The following is a 16,096-nucleotide window of genomic DNA, read 5'->3' as shown; positions in this document are numbered from 1 at the left end:
ATAGCCAACTACTTTGTGGCACACACAAGTCAACCGACGCAATTGCGTCGGTTGTCGGAAAAAGGCGATAACGGTTCTCGGCCGCATCGCCAATTCGATGTTCAGTGATTGTGTTGTTGATCTGATTGATTACATTTACCGAAACACGCATCTCGAGCTATTGACCTCGGTCAATAGCCTCCAATCGATCAAGTTTGCCCACGAGGTCCTCGGCCCGCAAATGCGTATATCGCTTGAGCATCTGCATTGATTTGTGCCCGCTGATCGAAGCGACCTCTTGATCGCTCAACCCGGCCTCGACCAACCGACTCACAGCCTCATGGCGTAGATCGTGAAAATGCAAGTCAGCTAAACCAACCGTCTGCACGATGCTTGCCCAGAGCTTCTGAAACACGTAGGGCTTGCGCCTCCCATCTCGCCCTGGCTCTCCGAAGAATACGAGATCGATGTCGTCTGGTCGCATTGAATTGTCCAGCGCTGAACGCAGGATTTCGACTGCCGCGCGAGTCAACGGAACCAAGCGCGCGGAACCGTTCTTGGTGTCCTTGAGGGTGACAACCCGGCGGTTCAGATCGAGTTGCGCGCGGCGCAGGCCAGTGATCTCGGATGAGCGCATACCGGTTTCGACGGCCAGCCGCACGATCCATCCGAGCATCGGATTGCTATGGGCATCGGCGGCCGCGAAAAGCCGTTGTTGCTCTTCTGGCGTCAAGCGCCGATCCCGGCCAGCGCCAGGGCTAGGCTTTCGGATGTTGGCGACTGGATTGAACGTCAGGCCGATCCCCCACTCCTGAATCGCGACCCGGAACAGATGCCCGAGCATCGCTAGCTCGATGCGCACGGTGTTGTTCGATTTGCCGGCCGCCAACCGTTCGTCGCGGTACTTGGCGACGAGTTCGGCACTGACGGCCGCCATCGAATACTTCCCAAAGAACGCAGCCAAGTGCTGTGACGTAAAGCGCTCGCTGCGCTGCGTAGTCGCCTTCTTGGTGATCGACACCTCCTCCATGTACCGTTTCAGCGCGGCCGACATCGTGAGCTTTTCGGAGGGCGCGCGGGAAAGGTAGACACCCCGGACCATCTCATCTTCGGTCCGACGCGCCCAGTCCTCGGCGTCGCGTTTGGTGCGGAAGGTCTTGGCCGTAGTCGGCCAACCAATCTTGCGGATGACCGCCTTCCACGTGCCGGAAGGCGTCTTGACGATGGTTGCCATGTGGCTGTTCTGAGAACTGACTGTACCGAAAATGTACTTTTCAACACCCAGAAAGCACAAGAGGTTACGTGAAAATCACGTAACCCCTTGATTTATTTGGTGCCGGCTGCAGGACTCGAACCCGCCACCTGATGATTACAAATCAACTGCTCTACCAGATGAGCTAAGCCGGCGTAAGCGCGAGATTCTACCTCATTTCACGATCTTGAGGCGAGGTCTGCTGCCGCCTTTCGTGCCGTCGCCGTCGGTTTTCGGCGGTTCGTCGGCGCCTTCGGACGGTTCCTCGTTCGCGCCGCTGTCGACGACCGGCGTCAACGTCGCAGGCTCGTCACGCTGCCCGTCTTCCGCTTGCGCGGCGTCGTCGTCGAACGTACCCGAATCCGCGCCTTCGCCCGCAACCGCATCGACCTGGAACGCCATGCCCTGCCCGTTCTCGCGCGCATAGATCGCGAGCACGTTGGCCACCGGAATCTCGATCTTGTGCGCCTTCCCGGAGAACCGGGCCGTGAACTCGATCCACTCGTTGCCCATCTGCAACTGGCTCGTCGCCTCGAAGCTGATGTTGAGCACGATCTCGCCGTCACGCACGAACTGACGCGGCACGCGCGTCGAGTTGTCGACCCTCACCGCGATATGCGGCGTGTAACCGTTATCGGTGCACCACTCGTACAACGCGCGCAGCAGATAAGGCTTCGTTGAAATCTCTTGCATCACGATCCTCGAACCCGGAGCAGGCACGCGGCATGCCGCGCCGCCCGCTCCGTCATTCCTTCATTGCAACATCAACGACGCATGACCTTTTCGGACGGCGTCAGTGCCTCGATGTAGGCCGGACGGCTGAAGATCCGTTCGGCGTACTTCATCAGCGGCGCGGCGTTCTTCGACAGCTCGATGCCGTAGTGATCCAGGCGCCACAGCAGCGGAGCGATCGCGACGTCCAGCATCGAGAACTCTTCGCCGAGCATGTACTTGTTCTTCACGAAGATCGGCGCGAGCTGCGTCAGGCGATCGCGGATCGCGAGGCGTGCCTTCTCGTGGTTCTTCTCCGCCGCCTTGCCCTTCTCGTTCTCGAGCGTGCTGACGTGGACGAACAGTTCCTTCTCGAAGTTGAGCAGGAACAGGCGCGCACGGGCGCGCTGCACCGGGTCGGCCGGCATCAGCTGCGGATGCGGGAAGCGCTCGTCGATGTACTCGTTGATGATGTTCGATTCGTACAGGATCAGGTCGCGCTCGACCAGGATCGGCACCTGACCGTACGGGTTCATCACCGAAATGTCTTCCGGCTTGTTGAACAGGTCGACGTCACGGATTTCGAAGTCCATGCCCTTCTCGAACAGCACCAGCCGGCAACGCTGGGAGAACGGGCAAGTTGTGCCGGAATACAGAACCATCATATTTGCGTTTCCTCAAAAAAGCCGAGGGCCGGCACGCGGCGCAACCCCTTTCACGGGTTCCGCCTTGCGCCGGCCCCACGCCGGTCAGGCGTGTTTACTTGATATCTTTCCAGTACGCGGCATTGAGCCGCCAGGCCAGGAAAGTCAGGACACCGAGAAAGATCAGCACCCACACGCCGAGGCGTTTGCGGGTCTGCTGGGCCGGCTCGGACATCCATGTCATATAGGCCACCAGGTCGGCCACCGCAGCATCATAGTCGGGCGACGACAGCGTGCCCGGCGTGACCTGCTGGAAGCCGACGAGCGTGTGGACCTTCTCGCCCGTCTCCTCGTCCGTCTTGTCTTCGAATTTGGCAATGCGCTGCCCCTGCAGCTGCCACAACACATGGGGCATGCCGACGTTCTCGAACACCGCGTTGTTCCAGCCGGTCGGCCGCGTATCGTCGCGGTAGAAACTCCGCAGATACGTATACAGCCAGTCGCGGCCGCGCGCGCGCTCCTCGACCGACAGGTCGGGCGGCGTGGTGCCGAGCCAGTTCTTCGCGTCTTCGGGCCGCATCGCGACGGACATCGTGTTGCCGACCTTGTCGGTCGTGAACAGGAGATTCTTTTCGATCTCCTTCTGGGATATGCCCAGATCCGTCAGACGGTTGTAGCGCATCAGGTTCGCGCTGTGGCAGTTCAGGCAATAGTTTACAAACAATTGCGCGCCGTGCTGAAGCGAAACGAGATTTTCCGTGTTATCGGGCGCCCGGTCGAGCGGAAAATTACCTTCCGCCCGCACGGCCGGCGCCGCCAGCAGCGCACACGCGGTCGCCCCGATCAGCGCGAGTGTCGAAAGCAGTTTCTTCATGTCGTTCTCTCCTCGCTCACGTTAATGGGGCTTGAAGCGCACCCGCTCCGGCGGCTGCTTGAACGTGCCAAGCGGCGTCCAGACGGGCATGCCGAGGAAGAACGCGAAGTAGATCAGCGCGCAGGCCTGCGCGATCAGCGTCGCAGCCGGCGATGGCGGCCGCGTGCCGAGGAACGCGAGGGTCAGGAACGCCGCGACGAAGATCCCGAGGAACACCTTGTGGAACAGCGGCCGGTAGCGGATCGACTTCACCGGGCTGCGGTCCAGCCACGGCAGGAAGAACAACGTGATCACCGCCGAGCCCATCACGACGACGCCCCAGAACTTCGACTCCGTCAGGTACATGAACACGACGATCGCCGCGGCCAGCACTGGCAGGCCGGCCTTCCACTTGCCGCGCGCGCGGATCAGCGCGAGCACGCCGAGCAGCGCGATCACGATCATCAGCACGATCTTGAACGGGTCGGTGGTCGCGCGCAGCATCGCGTAGAACGCGGTGAAGTACCAGACCGGCGCGATCTCGGGCGGCGTCTGCAGCGGGTTCGCGGGGACGAAGTTGTTCGCCTCGAGGAAGTAGCCGCCCATCTCCGGCGAGAAAAACACGATCAGCGCGAAGATCATCAGGAACACGCACACGCCGAGGAAATCGTGCACCGAGTAGTACGGATGGAACGGGATGCCGTCGAGCGGGATGCCGTTCTCGTCCTTCTTCGCCTTGATCTCGATGCCGTCCGGGTTATTCGACCCCACTTCGTGCAGCGCGACGAGGTGCGCGATCACGAGACCGACCAGCACGAGCGGAATCGCGATCACGTGGAACGCGAAGAAACGGTTCAGCGTGACGTCGGACACGACGTAGTCGCCGCGAATCCACAGCGACAGGTCCGGGCCGACGAACGGGATCGCCGAGAACAGGTTCACGATCACCTGCGCGCCCCAGAACGACATCTGGCCCCACGGCAGCAGGTAGCCGAAGAACGCCTCGGCCATCAGGCACAGGAAGATCGCGCAGCCGAAGATCCACACGAGCTCGCGCGGCTTGCGGTACGACCCGTACAGCAGCCCGCGGAACATGTGCAGGTAGACGACCACGAAGAACATCGATGCACCGGTCGAGTGCATGTAGCGGATCAGCCAGCCCCATGGCACCTCGCGCATGATGTACTCGACCGACGCGAACGCGAGCATCGAGTCGGGCTTGTAGTTCATCGTCAGGAAGATGCCCGTGACGATCTGGTTGACGAGCACCAGCAGCGCGAGGGAGCCGAAGAAGTACCAGAAGTTGAAGTTCTTCGGCGCGTAGTACTCGGAAACGTGCTTCTTCCAGGTGGACGTGAGCGGGAAGCGCTGATCGATCCAGCCGGTGAGACCTGTCGTGGAGACTTCTTTGTTGTCGGCGGCCATCACGCTTCTCCTTTCTCGTCCTTGCCGATCACGAGGGTCGTCGCCGACGTGAACATGTAGGGCGGGATGTCGAGATTCTGAGGCGCCGGCTTGTTCTTGAACACACGGCCGGCGAGGTCGTAGGTCGAACCGTGGCACGGGCACAGGAAACCGCCCGGCCAGTCGTCCGGCAGGTTCGGCTGCGGACCCGGCGTGAAGCGTTGGCTAGGCGTGCAGCCGAGGTGCGTACACACGGCCATCACGACGAGAATGTTCTTGCGATCGGCCCGCGAGCGATATTCGTTGGCGCAATACGCGGGCAACGGCATCGAATACGGGGATTTCGTGGTCGGATCCGCGACTTCCTTGTCGGCCTTGACCACGTCGGCCAGCATCGAATCGGTGCGATTCAGGATCCAGACGGGCTTGCCGCGCCACGGCACGGTGACCATTTCGCCAGGCTTCAGGCCGCTGATATCAACCTCGACCGGGGCACCGGCCGCTTTCGCTTTCGCGGACGGCGCAAGCGACGCCGCGAAAGGTATGACGGTGGCAACGCCTCCCACGCCACCTGCTACGGATGTCGCAATCAGCCAGGTACGGCGGCCGCTGTCGACGCGTTTCTCTTCCTTGTCTCGCATCACACGCCCCACTTCTGAGTTGGATTTTCCGTCACGACTTTCCATTCCGCCGCTAGTTTGCTCGAATGGAGTCGCCATTTACAAGGCCCGGAGATGAAAATCCCTTCGAAGTGTTTGATAGTTAAGGGTTATCCCCCACTATCGGAGCGATTAAATCATTTCACTTTTAAGCATCCGCTACATTGCGAAATTTCGATGCACCGCCGCAAATCCGTCGCTCAGACCGGATTGTGAATATCGATAAAAAGGTGCTCGATATCGAATTCTTCGGACAAGTGGGCGCCCAGCGCCTGGATTCCGTAACGTTCGGTCGCATGGTGCCCCGCCGCAACGAACGCGACGCCGCTCTCGGCAGCCGTGTGCGTCACGTATTCGGACACCTCGCCGGTCAGGTACACGTCCGCGCCGGCATCGATCGCCGCGTCGAAATAGCTTTGCGCGGCGCCGGTGCACCACGCGATACGGCGCAGCTGCATCTCCGGGTCACCGAGCACGAGCGGCGTGCGGCCGAGCGTGTTCTCGACCTTCGCGACGAAGTGCTCGAGCGTGACGGGCATCGGCAGCGTCGCCATCCAGCCGAGGTCGCCTTCGCCGAAACGCTGCTCGCCGATCAGCCCGAGCTTCGCGCCGAGCTGCGCGTTGTTGCCGAATTCGGGATGCGCGTCGAGCGGCAGGTGGAACGCGAACAGGTTCAGGTCGTTCGCGAGCAGCAGCTTCAGGCGCTGGTACTTGCGGCCCGTGATCTGCGGCGCCTCGTTGCGCCAGAAATAACCGTGATGGACGAGCACGGCATCCGCCCCCCATTCGAGCGCGGCCTCGAGGAACGCGACCGACGCCGTCACGCCGGTGGCGATCTTCTCGATCTTGCGGCGCCCCTCGACCTGGAGGCCGTTCGGGCAATAGTCCTTGAAGCGCGCGGTTTCGAGGGTATTGTTCAAGTACAATTCAAGTTCGATCCGATCCATATAAACCTCTAATCCATTCAGATGCTTAGACGCTTCTGGCTGTTCTTCGCGCAGGCGGTTACCGTGCTGCTCGCGCTGATGTTCATCGTCGTGACGCTCAAGCCGCAATGGCTGCAACGGCAAGGACAGCTCGGCAAGCAGCTCGCCACGCCGATCGTTGCGCTGCGGGAGGTCGCGCCCGGCATCGGCGGCGCGCCGGCGACCACGTCGTACGCGGAAGCCGCGCAGAAGGCGATGCCGGCCGTCGTCAACGTGTTCTCCAGCAAGGACGGCTCGCTGCCGCCCGACCCGCGCGCGAAAGATCCGCTGTTCCGCTACTTCTTCGGCGACCGCAACGCCCGCAAGCAGCAGGACGAACCGGCAGCCAACCTCGGCTCGGGCGTTATCGTGAGCCCGGAAGGTTACATTCTAACGAACCAGCACGTCGTGGACGGCGCCGACCAGATCGAAGTCGCGCTCGCCGACGGCCGCACGGCCACCGCGAAGGTGATCGGCAGCGATCCCGAGACCGATCTGGCCGTGCTGAAGATCAACGTGACGAACCTGCCGACGATCACGCTCGGCCGCTCCGACCAGTCGCGCGTCGGCGATGTCGTGCTCGCGATCGGCAACCCGTTCGGCGTCGGCCAGACGGTCACGATGGGGATCATCAGCGCGCTCGGCCGCAATCACCTCGGCATCAACACGTTCGAGAACTTCATCCAGACCGACGCACCGATCAACCCCGGCAACTCGGGCGGCGCGCTGGTCGACGTGAACGGCAACCTGCTCGGCATCAACACGGCGATCTACTCGCGTTCGGGCGGCTCGCTCGGCATCGGCTTCGCGATTCCGGTGTCGACCGCGCGCACGGTGCTCGAGAGCATCATCACGACGGGCTCGGTCACGCGCGGCTGGATCGGCGTCGAACCGCAGGACGTCACGCCGGAGATCGCCGAGTCGTTCGGGCTCCAGCAGAAATCGGGCGCGATCGTCGCCGGCGTGCTGCAGGGCGGCCCGGCCGACAAGGCCGGCATCAAGCCGGGCGATATCCTGGTCACGGTCAACGGCGAGGACATCACGGACACGACCAAGCTGCTGAACGTCGTCGCGCAGATCAAGCCCGGCACGCCGACCAAGGTGCACGTCGTGCGCAAGGGCAAGGAGTTCGACGTGAGCGTCGTGATCGGCAAGCGCCCGCCGCCGCCGAAGCAGACGCTCGACGAGCAGGACAGCGATACCGAATGAGGTTGGGCAGGCGGGTCGCGCGACATCACGCGCCCGTTGTCGTCGGTGGAAATGAAAAAGGGCAGCCGGTTGGCTGCCCTTTTGCTTTGCTTCGACCGATCCGTATTGCCCGGGAAGGGGACAATGCCACACGCTTGCCGGCTCGGCCACGGCATCGCCGCACCGTTCGAGCTGACCGGAAGAGCCGGCCCGCCGCCCGGTGCGCCGCCGTCAGCCCGCGGCTTCGCCGTTCCCCGCCTCGCCCTCTTCGGCCGGCTTCTTCGGCACGAAGAACCGCGCGGCCAGGATCCCGGCTTCATACAGCACGATCAGCGGCAGCGCGAGCATCAGTTGCGAGAACACGTCCGGCGGCGTGACGACCGCCGCGACGACGAACGCGCCGACGATCACGTACGGGCGGATTTCCTTCAGTTTCTTCACCGTCAGCACGCCCATCCGGACGAGCAGCACGACGACGATCGGCACCTCGAACGTGACCCCGAACGCGATGAACATCCCGAGCACGAAGCTCAGGTAGTTGTCGATGTCGGTCGTCATCTCGGCCCCGAGCGGCGCGTTGTAGTGCGCCATCACGCGGAAGATCGTCGGGAACACGAGGAAGTACGCGAATGCCATCCCGCACAGGAACAGCACGTAGCTGCTGCCGACGAGCGGCGTGACGAGCTTCTTCTCGTGCTGGTACAGCCCCGGCGCGACGAACGCCCAGATCTGGTACAGCACGACCGGCAGCGCGATCACGAGCGCGACGAGCATCGTGACCTTCATCGGCACGAAGAACGAGCCGGTGACGTCGGTGACGATCATCTTGCCGTCCTTCGGCAGATTCTCCATCAGCGGCCGCGCGAGCAGCCGGAAGATGTCGGGCGCCCAGTAGACGAGCCCGAGGAACACGACGATCACGGCCAGCCCCGCGCGAATGATGCGGTCGCGAAGCTCGACGAGATGGGAAATGAAGGTTTCTTCCGGGGCGTCGCCCGGGTTCTGCTGGGGGTCGCTCACACCGGCCCTCGGTAGGATTGACGAGCGAGCATGCGCTCGGCTCAGAAGAAGCGCGTCGGCCGGCGCAGGCTGGCCGGCTGGTGGCGCGCGACACGCGCGGCGCCCGACTGCACGTGCGTGCGGCGGGTGGTCGCGCGCTTGTACCAGACAGGCGTCGCCGCCTGCTTCACGCGCCAGTTGCGGCGCTTCGTCGCGAGCGCGGCCGGACTGCCGCGCCACGACGGCGCAGCAGGCGCGTCGGAACCGTAGGACCCGGCGGCGCCCGACGCTTCGTCAAGACCGCCGACCGCGGAATGCCACGTGTCGTTGAGTTCCTTCTCGTGCTCGCGCAGGTTGTCGTGAATCGTCGTCTCGACATTGCGCGCGGCCGATTCGAAATCGGTCTTCATCGTCCGCAACGCGTCGAGTTCGATTTCGCGCGAGACCTCGGCCTTCACGTCGTTGATGTACCGCTGCGCACGACCGAACAGCGCGCCTGCCGTACGCGCGACGCGCGGCAGGCGCTCGGGGCCGAGCACCACGAGCGCGACGACGCCGATCAGCGCCATCTTCGAAAGACCGAGATCCAGCATCGCGAATGCCTGTCAGCGGGCCGGCGTTACGCCTTGTTCGAATCGGAACGCGTCGTTTCCTTCGCGTTGACGTCGACCGAGCCGGAGCGCGGCAGCTGCTGCGCGTCGGCCGGCGTTTCGCCTTCCTTCATGCCGTCCTTGAAACCCTTCACGGCGCTGCCGAGATCGTTGCCGATGTTGCGCAGCTTCTTCGTACCGAAAACCAGCGCGACGATCAGCAGCACGATCAGCCAGTGCCAAATGCTCAATCCACCCATGATGAAACCTCTCCTCAACCACGCCGCCGGGCGGCGCAAATCGCCGGCGACGCGCCGGCTTCGACTATCGATGCGGGGAAACGCCCCGCGCCGTCAACCCATCCGCTGCCAGGGGCGCGGACCGGCCAGGATATGCGCGTGCAGGTGGTAGACCTCCTGCCCGCCGCCCGGGCCCGTATTGATCACCGTGCGAAAACCGGTCTCGCCGCCCGTGTACGCGACGCCGAGCTGGTCGGCAAGGCGCGCGACGAGCAGCATCAGCCGGCCGAGCATCGGCGCATCGTCCGCGCTCGCCGCCGACAGCGTCGGCAGGTGCCGGCGCGGAATCACGAGCACGTGCGTCTCGGCCGCCGGGCGGATGTCGCGGAACGCGACGAATTCGTCGTCCTCGTGCACCTTCGTGCTCGGGATCTCGCCTGCCGCGATCTTGCAGAACAGGCAATTCGGATCGTGACTCATGTTGCTCCTGCGAAACGCCCGCGCGCCGGTCAGAACCACGCCTGCGGATCGAGCGTCTTGTTGTCGTTCAGGTACAGCCAACCCTTGATGATACGGTACAGCGTCCAAATCCACGTGACAAACATCACTGCGAATCCGACCACGACGAATGCCAGCGCGAACCCGATGACGTACGCGATCAGCGCGCGCCAGAACGTGCGGATCTGCCACTCGAAATGGTCGGCATACGGCGTGCCGGCCACGTCCCCGCGCTTCACGTAGTTGATGATGATCGCGATGATGCCCGTGACGCCGCCCGTCAGCCAGTGAAATGCATAAAGACCGTAGAGCACGTGAGTCAGCGTGCGCAGCCCGTTCAGGCGCTCGGCATCCGCCGCCCCCGGCACCGCGGGCGTCGGAAACTGGTTCGACGTATCGTTCATGATGCTACCCCCGTAAGATGACAATTCTTACAGCTTACCGCACTGCTGCCACCGCGGCGGGACGATGCGCATCAGCCGCCGTTTTCCTCGCGCTCGCGGCGCTTGCGCAGCGCCTTTTCCTCGATGCCCGACAGCCCTTCGCGGCGCTCGAGTTCGGCGATCACGTCGGCCGGGCTCAGCTCGAAGTGCGACAGCATCACGAGGCAGTGGAACCACAGGTCGGCCACCTCGCCGACGAGCGCGCTCGGCGCGCCGCCCTGGCGCACGTCCTTTGCGGCCAGCACGACTTCCGTCGCCTCTTCGCCGATCTTCTTCAGCACCGCGTCGTCGCCCTTGTGGAACAGGCGCGATACGTACGATTGATCGGGGTCGCCGCCCTTGCGGCTATCGATCACGGCCGCGAGGCGCAGCAGCGTGTCTTCGGTCGATTGCGTCATTTGTAGATGTGTTCGGGATCTTTCAGCACCGGTTCGACCGCGACCCAGTCGCCGTGGTCGACGGTGCCCTCGAATTTCTGGAAAAAGCACGAATGCCGGCCGGTATGGCACGCGATGCCCGACACCTGCTCGACCTTCAGCAGCACGACGTCCTCGTCGCAGTCGAGCCGCACCTCGTGCACGTGCTGCACGTGGCCCGACTCCTCGCCCTTGAACCACAACCGCTTGCGCGAGCGCGAATAGTAGACCGCGCGCTGCGTCTCGATCGTCTTCGCCAGTGCCTCGCGGTTCATCCACGCGAACATCAGCACGTCGTTCGTCGCTGCTTCCTGCGCGATCACCGGCACGAGGCCGTTGTCGTCCCAGCGGACCTTGTCGAGCCACGCGGGCAGGGATTTCGTTTCCGTATTCATTACAGCCTCACCGGGATGCCCTGGTCGGCCATGAAGCGCTTCGCCTCGCCGACCGTGTGCTCGCCGTAGTGGAAGATGCTCGCGGCCAGCACCGCGTCGGCGCGGCCGTCCTTGATGCCGTCTGCCAGATGCTGCAGCGAACCGACGCCGCCCGATGCGATCACCGGCACCGGCACCGCGTCCGACACGCCGCGCGTGAGCGCGAGGTCGAAGCCCGACTTGGTGCCGTCGCGGTCCATGCTCGTGAGCAGGATCTCGCCCGCGCCGAGCTCGGCCATCTTGCGCGCCCATTCGATCGCGTCTAGGCCCGTGTTCTTGCGGCCGCCGTGCGTGAAGACTTCCCAGCGCGGCGTCTCGCCGTCGGCCGACACGCGCTTCGCGTCGATCGCGACGACGATGCACTGCGAGCCGTACTTGTCGGCCGCATCGCGCACGAGCTGCGGGTTCGCGACCGCCGACGAATTCATGCTGACCTTGTCCGCGCCCGCGTTCAGCAGACGCCGCACGTCCTCGACCGCGCGCACGCCGCCGCCGACGGTCAGCGGAATGAAGACCTGCGACGCGACGGCTTCGATGATCGGCAGGATCAGGTCGCGCTGGTCGGACGTCGCGGTGATGTCGAGGAACGTCAGTTCGTCGGCGCCCTGGTCGTCGTAGCGGCGGGCGATTTCGACGGGATCGCCGGCATCGCGCAGCTCGACGAAGTTGACGCCCTTGACGACACGCCCGGCAGTCACGTCCAGGCAGGGGATGATGCGTTTAGCTAGAGCCATGATGTTGCGCCAAATGCCGCGCTGGGACGGCCGGTTGCGGAAGCCTCGCACGAGACTTCCGGTCGGGGCCGCCTGCGGGCGGCCCCGGCAAACGGGAAACCGCGTTACGCGTTGTCGAGTTCGCCGTTCAGTTCGTCCGCGCGCCTTTGCGCGGCCGCGAAATCGAGATCGCCGGAGTAGATCGCGCGGCCGCAGATCACGCCTTCGACGCCGTGCTCTTCCACTTCGCACAGGTTCTCGATGTCCGTGAGGTTCGACAGGCCGCCGCTGGCGATCACCGGAATGCCGACCGCCTGCGCGAGCTTCACGGTCGCCTCGATGTTGATGCCCTGCAGCATTCCGTCGCGCCCGATGTCGGTATAGACGATCGATTCGACGCCGTAGTCCTCGAACTTCTTCGCGAGATCGACCACTTCGTGGCCGGTCAGCTTGCTCCAGCCGTCGGTCGCGACCTTGCCGTCCTTCGCGTCGAGCCCGACGATGATGCTGCCGGAGAACGCGGTGCACGCGTCCTGCAGGAAGCCCGGGTTCTTCACGGCCGCCGTGCCGATGATCACGTAGGACAGGCCCGCGTCGAGATACTTCTCGATCGTCTCGAGGCTGCGGATGCCGCCGCCGAGCTGGACGGGGATTTCATCGCCGACTTCGTCGAGGATCGCTTCGATCGCCTCGAGATTCTTCGGCTTGCCGGCGAATGCGCCGTTCAGGTCGACCAGATGGAGCCGCCGGGCGCCGAGATCGACCCACTTGCGGGCCATCGCCGCCGGGTCCTCGGAAAAAATCGTGGCCTGGTCCATGTCGCCCTGTTTGAGGCGCACACACTGACCGTCTTTTAGATCGATGGCCGGAATCAGCAACATAGCAATCGGGTGTCGTCGTGGAAGAAGAAAAGAATCCGGCGCGTACCGGCCAATCCGGTACCGCGCCGTCTCGCTAGTTTAGTACAACTCTTTCGGCGCCTAGGCGCGCGAGCCCCGCAAGACGGGCCTCCGCGGCCCGTCGACTGTGGTTCGCGCACCACGTTCACGGTTTCCAGTGTACGAAGTTGCGGTACAGACGCAACCCGACCTCCGCGCTTTTCTCCGGGTGGAATTGGGTCGCGAAGAGGTTGTCCCGCGCGACCGCGGACGTAAACGGCGCACCATATGCCGTTTCGCCGACCGTATGTGCCGGGTTGTCCGGCGTCACGTAGTAGCTGTGCACGAAGTAGAAATACGCGTCGTCGGGCACGCCGTCCCACAGCGGGTGCGGCTGCGACTGGCGCACGCGGTTCCAGCCCATCTGCGGCACCTTGAAGCGCGAGCCGTCGTCCTGCACGCGGCCGTCGAGCTCGAAGCGCACGACCTTGCCGGGCAACAGGCCGAGGCCCTTCGTGTCGCCTTCCGCGCTCCAGTCGAACAACATCTGCTCGCCGACGCACACGCCGAGCAGCGGCTTCGTGCGCGACGCCTCGATCACGGCCTCCTGCAGGCCCGATTCGCCGAGGCAGCGCATGCAGTCGGGCATCGCGCCCTGGCCGGGCAGCACGACGCGGTCGGCCGCGCGAATCGCGGCCGGCGTGTCGACGATCGCCACGTCGGCGGCCGGTTCGGCCTTCTTGAGCGCCTGCGCGACCGAGCGCAGGTTGCCCATCCCATAATCCACAATCGCAATCGAAGTTTTCATCTCAGTGCAGGCAGTAGCGCCCTCAGTCCATTGACGATGAATTCCACCGCCAGCGCCGACAGCATCAGACCCATCAGCCGCGTGGCGATGTTGATGCCCGTGCGGCCGATCCAGTTCGCGATCGGCTCGGCGAGCCGCATCGCGACGAAACACAGAAAAGCCAGGACCGCGCCGATCGCGACCAGCCCGGCCTGTTCATACCAGTGATGCGCGTTCGCCGCATAGATGATCACCGTGCTGATCGAGCCGGGGCCCGTGAGCAGCGGAATCGCCAGCGGCACGACCGCGATGTTGTCCTTCAGCTCGGCTTCGTGGCGCTCTTCCGGCGTCGATCGCGTGTTGCCGATCTGCGCGTTCAGCATGTTGATCGCCATCAGCAGCATGATGATCCCGCCGCCCACTTCGAGCGACCCGACCGAAATGCCGAAGAAGTTGATGATCTGCTGCCCGAGCAGCGCGGTCACCGTCATCACGCAGAATACCGACACCGATGCGATCCGGATCGTGCGACGCCGCTCGCCGTCCGTCTGCTGCGCCGTCAGGCTCAGGAAGAACGGCACCGCGCCGACCGGGTTGATCAGCGCCAGCAGCGAAATGAACGATTTGAGCAGATCCATCGCAAGCCGGCGCCGCGCGCCGAAGCCGTGAGGTTGTCCTTAGCGTCCGCCCATCCGGACGATCAGAGGCTGCCTTTCGTCGACGGAATCTGCCCCGCCGCACGCTCGTCGAGCTCCACCGCCGCGCGCAGCGCACGGCCGAAGGCCTTGAACACCGTCTCGAGCTGATGGTGCGCGTTGATCCCGCGCAGGTTGTCGATGTGCAGCGTGACGCCCGCGTGGTTCACGAAACCGCGGAAGAACTCGATCGACAGGTCGACGTCGAACGTGCCGATCCGCGCACGCGTGAACGGCACGTGGAATTCGAGGCCCGGCCGGCCGGAGAAGTCGATCACGACGCGCGACAGCGCCTCGTCGAGCGGCACGTACGAATGGCCGTAGCGGCGGATGCCCTTCCGGTCGCCGATCGCCTTCGCGACGGCCTGACCGAGCGTGATGCCGACATCCTCGACCGTGTGGTGGTCGTCGATATGCGTGTCGCCATGCGCTTCGACCTCGAGATCGACCAGCCCATGCCGCGCGATCTGGTCGAGCATATGGTCGAGAAACGGCACGCCGGTGGCCAGCTTCTGCTGGCCGGTGCCGTCGAGATCGAGCTTCACACGGATCTGCGTTTCGCTGGTATTGCGAACGACTTCCGCCACACGCATGGCAATTCCTTGATTGAGTCTGAGGTAAATGGGGATTGATCGTCGCGCGCCGCCGCGCCCTGGGCTCAACCGGGCAGCGCGAGTTTCAAGGCGGCCAGCAGGCGGGCGTTTTCGTCGGGAGAACCGACGGTCAGCCGCACGCATTCGGCCAGCAATGGATGCATTTTACTCACGTTTTTGACCAGCACCCGTTCGGTGAGCAGCGCATCGAACACGGCGGCCGCGTCAGGCACGCGCACCAGCAGGAAATTGCCGGCGCTCGGGAACACCGTCGTGCCCGGCAGCGCGGCCACGGCCTGCGCGAGACGCGTGCGTTCCGCGCGCAGTTCGGCCGCCTGCGCATCGAGCACGTCGAGGTGGTCGAGCAGGAAATCGGCGGTCGCCTGGGTCAGCACGTTGATGTTGTACGGCGGGCGCACCTTGTCGAATTCGGTCAGCCACGCGTGCCGCCCGACGAGATAGCCGAGGCGGATGCCCGCGAGACCGAGCTTCGACACCGTGCGCATCACGACGACGTTGTCGAATTCGGCGGCGCGCGGCAGCCACGAACGCTCGGCGAACGGCTGGTACGCCTCGTCGATCACGATCAGGCTGTGCCGCGCGGCGGCAATGATCCGTTCGACGTCGGCATCGTCGTACAGCGTGCCGGTCGGGTTGTTCGGGTACGCGAGATAGACGATCGCGGGCCGGTGCCCGGCGATCGCCGCGAGCATCGCGTCGACGTCGAGCGTCAGGTCGGCCTGCAGCGGCACGCCGACGAATTCGAGCTGCGCGAGCTTCGCCGACAGCTCGTACATCACGAAACCCGGCACCGGCGCGAGCACCTTCGCGCCCGGCTGCGCGCACGCGACCGAGATCATGCTGATGATTTCGTCGGAACCGTTGCCGAGCAGCACGTCGCAACCGGCCGGCACGCCCATCGCGTGGCGCAGCTTGTCGAGCAGCGCGGCCGGGCGCGGCGCCGGGTAGCGGTTCAGCGCGACCTGCGCGAGACGCTCGCCGAGCGCCGCCGCCAGCGGTTCGGGCAGCGGATACGGGTTCTCCATCGCGTCGAGCTTCACGAACCCGCTCGCGTCGGGCACCGGATAGCTCGTCATCGCGAGCACGTCGCGGCGGATGATGTCTTGTGGCGTCGTCATGGTCTCAAGCCGGCGTG

General features: G+C 64.3%; 21 protein-coding genes and 1 tRNA gene. 1 reads left to right on the top strand and 21 read right to left on the bottom strand.

The window, feature by feature from the left end; genetic code table 11:
- Positions 1-157: 157 nt before the first annotated feature.
- The 8 genes from G3N62_RS03125 to G3N62_RS03090 all read right to left on the bottom strand — a co-directional run bounded on the left by G3N62_RS03125 (position 158) and on the right by G3N62_RS03090 (position 6,449).
- Entirely contained in the window at positions 158-1,213 is a 1,056-nt protein-coding gene (locus tag G3N62_RS03125; RefSeq protein ID WP_124670917.1) for a site-specific integrase, read from the bottom strand.
- A 97-nt stretch (positions 1,214-1,310) separates the two neighbouring features.
- Positions 1,311-1,386, bottom strand: a tRNA-Thr gene (locus G3N62_RS03120).
- A gap of 19 nt (positions 1,387-1,405) precedes the next feature.
- On the bottom strand, positions 1,406-1,924 hold the full coding sequence (locus G3N62_RS03115) for a ClpXP protease specificity-enhancing factor (protein WP_124670918.1): 519 nt from the start codon (positions 1,922-1,924) through the stop codon (positions 1,406-1,408).
- A 71-nt stretch (positions 1,925-1,995) separates the two neighbouring features.
- Complete coding sequence (locus tag G3N62_RS03110) at positions 1,996-2,607, bottom strand: glutathione S-transferase N-terminal domain-containing protein (protein WP_006400565.1); 612 nt, start codon at positions 2,605-2,607, stop codon at positions 1,996-1,998.
- A gap of 94 nt (positions 2,608-2,701) precedes the next feature.
- Positions 2,702-3,460, bottom strand: a complete 759-nt coding sequence (locus tag G3N62_RS03105; protein ID WP_034189804.1) for a cytochrome c1 — start codon at positions 3,458-3,460, stop codon at positions 2,702-2,704.
- Positions 3,461-3,481: 21 nt separating this feature from the next.
- Positions 3,482-4,864 carry a cytochrome bc complex cytochrome b subunit gene (locus G3N62_RS03100; RefSeq protein ID WP_034189805.1) on the bottom strand — a complete coding sequence of 461 codons (1,383 nt, stop codon included), beginning with the start codon at positions 4,862-4,864 and terminating at the stop codon, positions 3,482-3,484.
- Complete coding sequence (gene petA / locus G3N62_RS03095; protein WP_006477110.1) at positions 4,864-5,484, bottom strand: ubiquinol-cytochrome c reductase iron-sulfur subunit; 621 nt, start codon at positions 5,482-5,484, stop codon at positions 4,864-4,866. The genes G3N62_RS03100 and petA overlap by 1 nt, the downstream gene beginning before the upstream one ends.
- A gap of 218 nt (positions 5,485-5,702) precedes the next feature.
- Positions 5,703-6,449 carry a Nif3-like dinuclear metal center hexameric protein gene (locus G3N62_RS03090; protein WP_124670919.1) on the bottom strand — a complete coding sequence of 249 codons (747 nt, stop codon included), beginning with the start codon at positions 6,447-6,449 and terminating at the stop codon, positions 5,703-5,705.
- 21 nt (positions 6,450-6,470) lie between these two features.
- Between G3N62_RS03090 and G3N62_RS03085 the strand changes: the two genes are divergently transcribed.
- Positions 6,471-7,676 carry a Do family serine endopeptidase gene (locus tag G3N62_RS03085; RefSeq protein ID WP_034189807.1) on the top strand — a complete coding sequence of 402 codons (1,206 nt, stop codon included), beginning with the start codon at positions 6,471-6,473 and terminating at the stop codon, positions 7,674-7,676.
- A gap of 210 nt (positions 7,677-7,886) precedes the next feature.
- On the opposite strand, the gene tatC is transcribed toward G3N62_RS03085, so the two are convergent.
- The 13 genes from tatC to hisC form a co-directional block, all read right to left on the bottom strand.
- The gene (gene tatC, locus G3N62_RS03080; protein WP_034189808.1) at positions 7,887-8,675 is read right to left on the bottom strand and encodes a twin-arginine translocase subunit TatC; all 789 of its coding nucleotides are present in this window, start codon (positions 8,673-8,675) and stop codon (positions 7,887-7,889) included.
- 41 nt (positions 8,676-8,716) lie between these two features.
- The gene (tatB, locus tag G3N62_RS03075; protein WP_034189809.1) at positions 8,717-9,247 is read right to left on the bottom strand and encodes a Sec-independent protein translocase protein TatB; all 531 of its coding nucleotides are present in this window, start codon (positions 9,245-9,247) and stop codon (positions 8,717-8,719) included.
- 26 nt (positions 9,248-9,273) lie between these two features.
- Positions 9,274-9,504: a Sec-independent protein translocase subunit TatA gene (gene tatA, locus G3N62_RS03070; RefSeq protein ID WP_034183658.1), complete on the bottom strand. Its 231-nt coding sequence runs from the start codon at positions 9,502-9,504 to the stop codon at positions 9,274-9,276.
- A gap of 93 nt (positions 9,505-9,597) precedes the next feature.
- Positions 9,598-9,963, bottom strand: coding sequence for a histidine triad nucleotide-binding protein (locus tag G3N62_RS03065; protein ID WP_034189810.1), 366 nt, complete (start codon positions 9,961-9,963; stop codon positions 9,598-9,600).
- Between the two features lie 29 nt (positions 9,964-9,992).
- A complete protein-coding gene (locus tag G3N62_RS03060; protein WP_034189811.1) occupies positions 9,993-10,385 on the bottom strand; it encodes a membrane protein in 393 nt (130 codons plus the stop codon).
- Positions 10,386-10,456: 71 nt separating this feature from the next.
- Positions 10,457-10,822: a phosphoribosyl-ATP diphosphatase gene (locus G3N62_RS03055; RefSeq protein WP_034189812.1), complete on the bottom strand. Its 366-nt coding sequence runs from the start codon at positions 10,820-10,822 to the stop codon at positions 10,457-10,459.
- On the bottom strand, positions 10,819-11,235 hold the full coding sequence (hisI, locus tag G3N62_RS03050; RefSeq protein ID WP_034189813.1) for a phosphoribosyl-AMP cyclohydrolase: 417 nt from the start codon (positions 11,233-11,235) through the stop codon (positions 10,819-10,821). Before hisI ends, G3N62_RS03055 begins: the two co-directional genes overlap by 4 nt.
- Positions 11,235-12,008 (bottom strand): imidazole glycerol phosphate synthase subunit HisF, encoded by a 774-nt coding sequence (gene hisF, locus G3N62_RS03045; protein WP_011350732.1) that lies wholly within the window; start codon positions 12,006-12,008, stop codon positions 11,235-11,237. The genes hisI and hisF overlap by 1 nt, the downstream gene beginning before the upstream one ends.
- 104 nt (positions 12,009-12,112) lie before the next feature.
- A complete protein-coding gene (gene hisA / locus G3N62_RS03040; protein ID WP_034189814.1) occupies positions 12,113-12,868 on the bottom strand; it encodes a 1-(5-phosphoribosyl)-5-[(5-phosphoribosylamino)methylideneamino]imidazole-4-carboxamide isomerase in 756 nt (251 codons plus the stop codon).
- Between the two features lie 163 nt (positions 12,869-13,031).
- Positions 13,032-13,673 (bottom strand): imidazole glycerol phosphate synthase subunit HisH, encoded by a 642-nt coding sequence (hisH, locus tag G3N62_RS03035; protein ID WP_034189815.1) that lies wholly within the window; start codon positions 13,671-13,673, stop codon positions 13,032-13,034.
- The gene (locus tag G3N62_RS03030; RefSeq protein WP_049032488.1) at positions 13,670-14,290 is read right to left on the bottom strand and encodes a YchE family NAAT transporter; all 621 of its coding nucleotides are present in this window, start codon (positions 14,288-14,290) and stop codon (positions 13,670-13,672) included. Before G3N62_RS03030 ends, hisH begins: the two co-directional genes overlap by 4 nt.
- 62 nt (positions 14,291-14,352) lie before the next feature.
- The gene (hisB, locus tag G3N62_RS03025; protein WP_006477126.1) at positions 14,353-14,940 is read right to left on the bottom strand and encodes an imidazoleglycerol-phosphate dehydratase HisB; all 588 of its coding nucleotides are present in this window, start codon (positions 14,938-14,940) and stop codon (positions 14,353-14,355) included.
- Positions 14,941-15,005: 65 nt separating this feature from the next.
- The gene (gene hisC / locus G3N62_RS03020) at positions 15,006-16,079 is read right to left on the bottom strand and encodes a histidinol-phosphate transaminase (protein ID WP_069706014.1); all 1,074 of its coding nucleotides are present in this window, start codon (positions 16,077-16,079) and stop codon (positions 15,006-15,008) included.
- Positions 16,080-16,096 lie beyond the last annotated feature (17 nt).

The sequence above is a fragment of the Burkholderia sp. Tr-20355 genome, from assembly GCF_017104685.1.
GTDB lineage: Bacteria > Pseudomonadota > Gammaproteobacteria > Burkholderiales > Burkholderiaceae > Burkholderia > Burkholderia seminalis.
The sequence above is the reverse complement of the archived record's forward strand: the minus strand, read 5'-3'. Positions and strand labels throughout refer to the sequence as shown.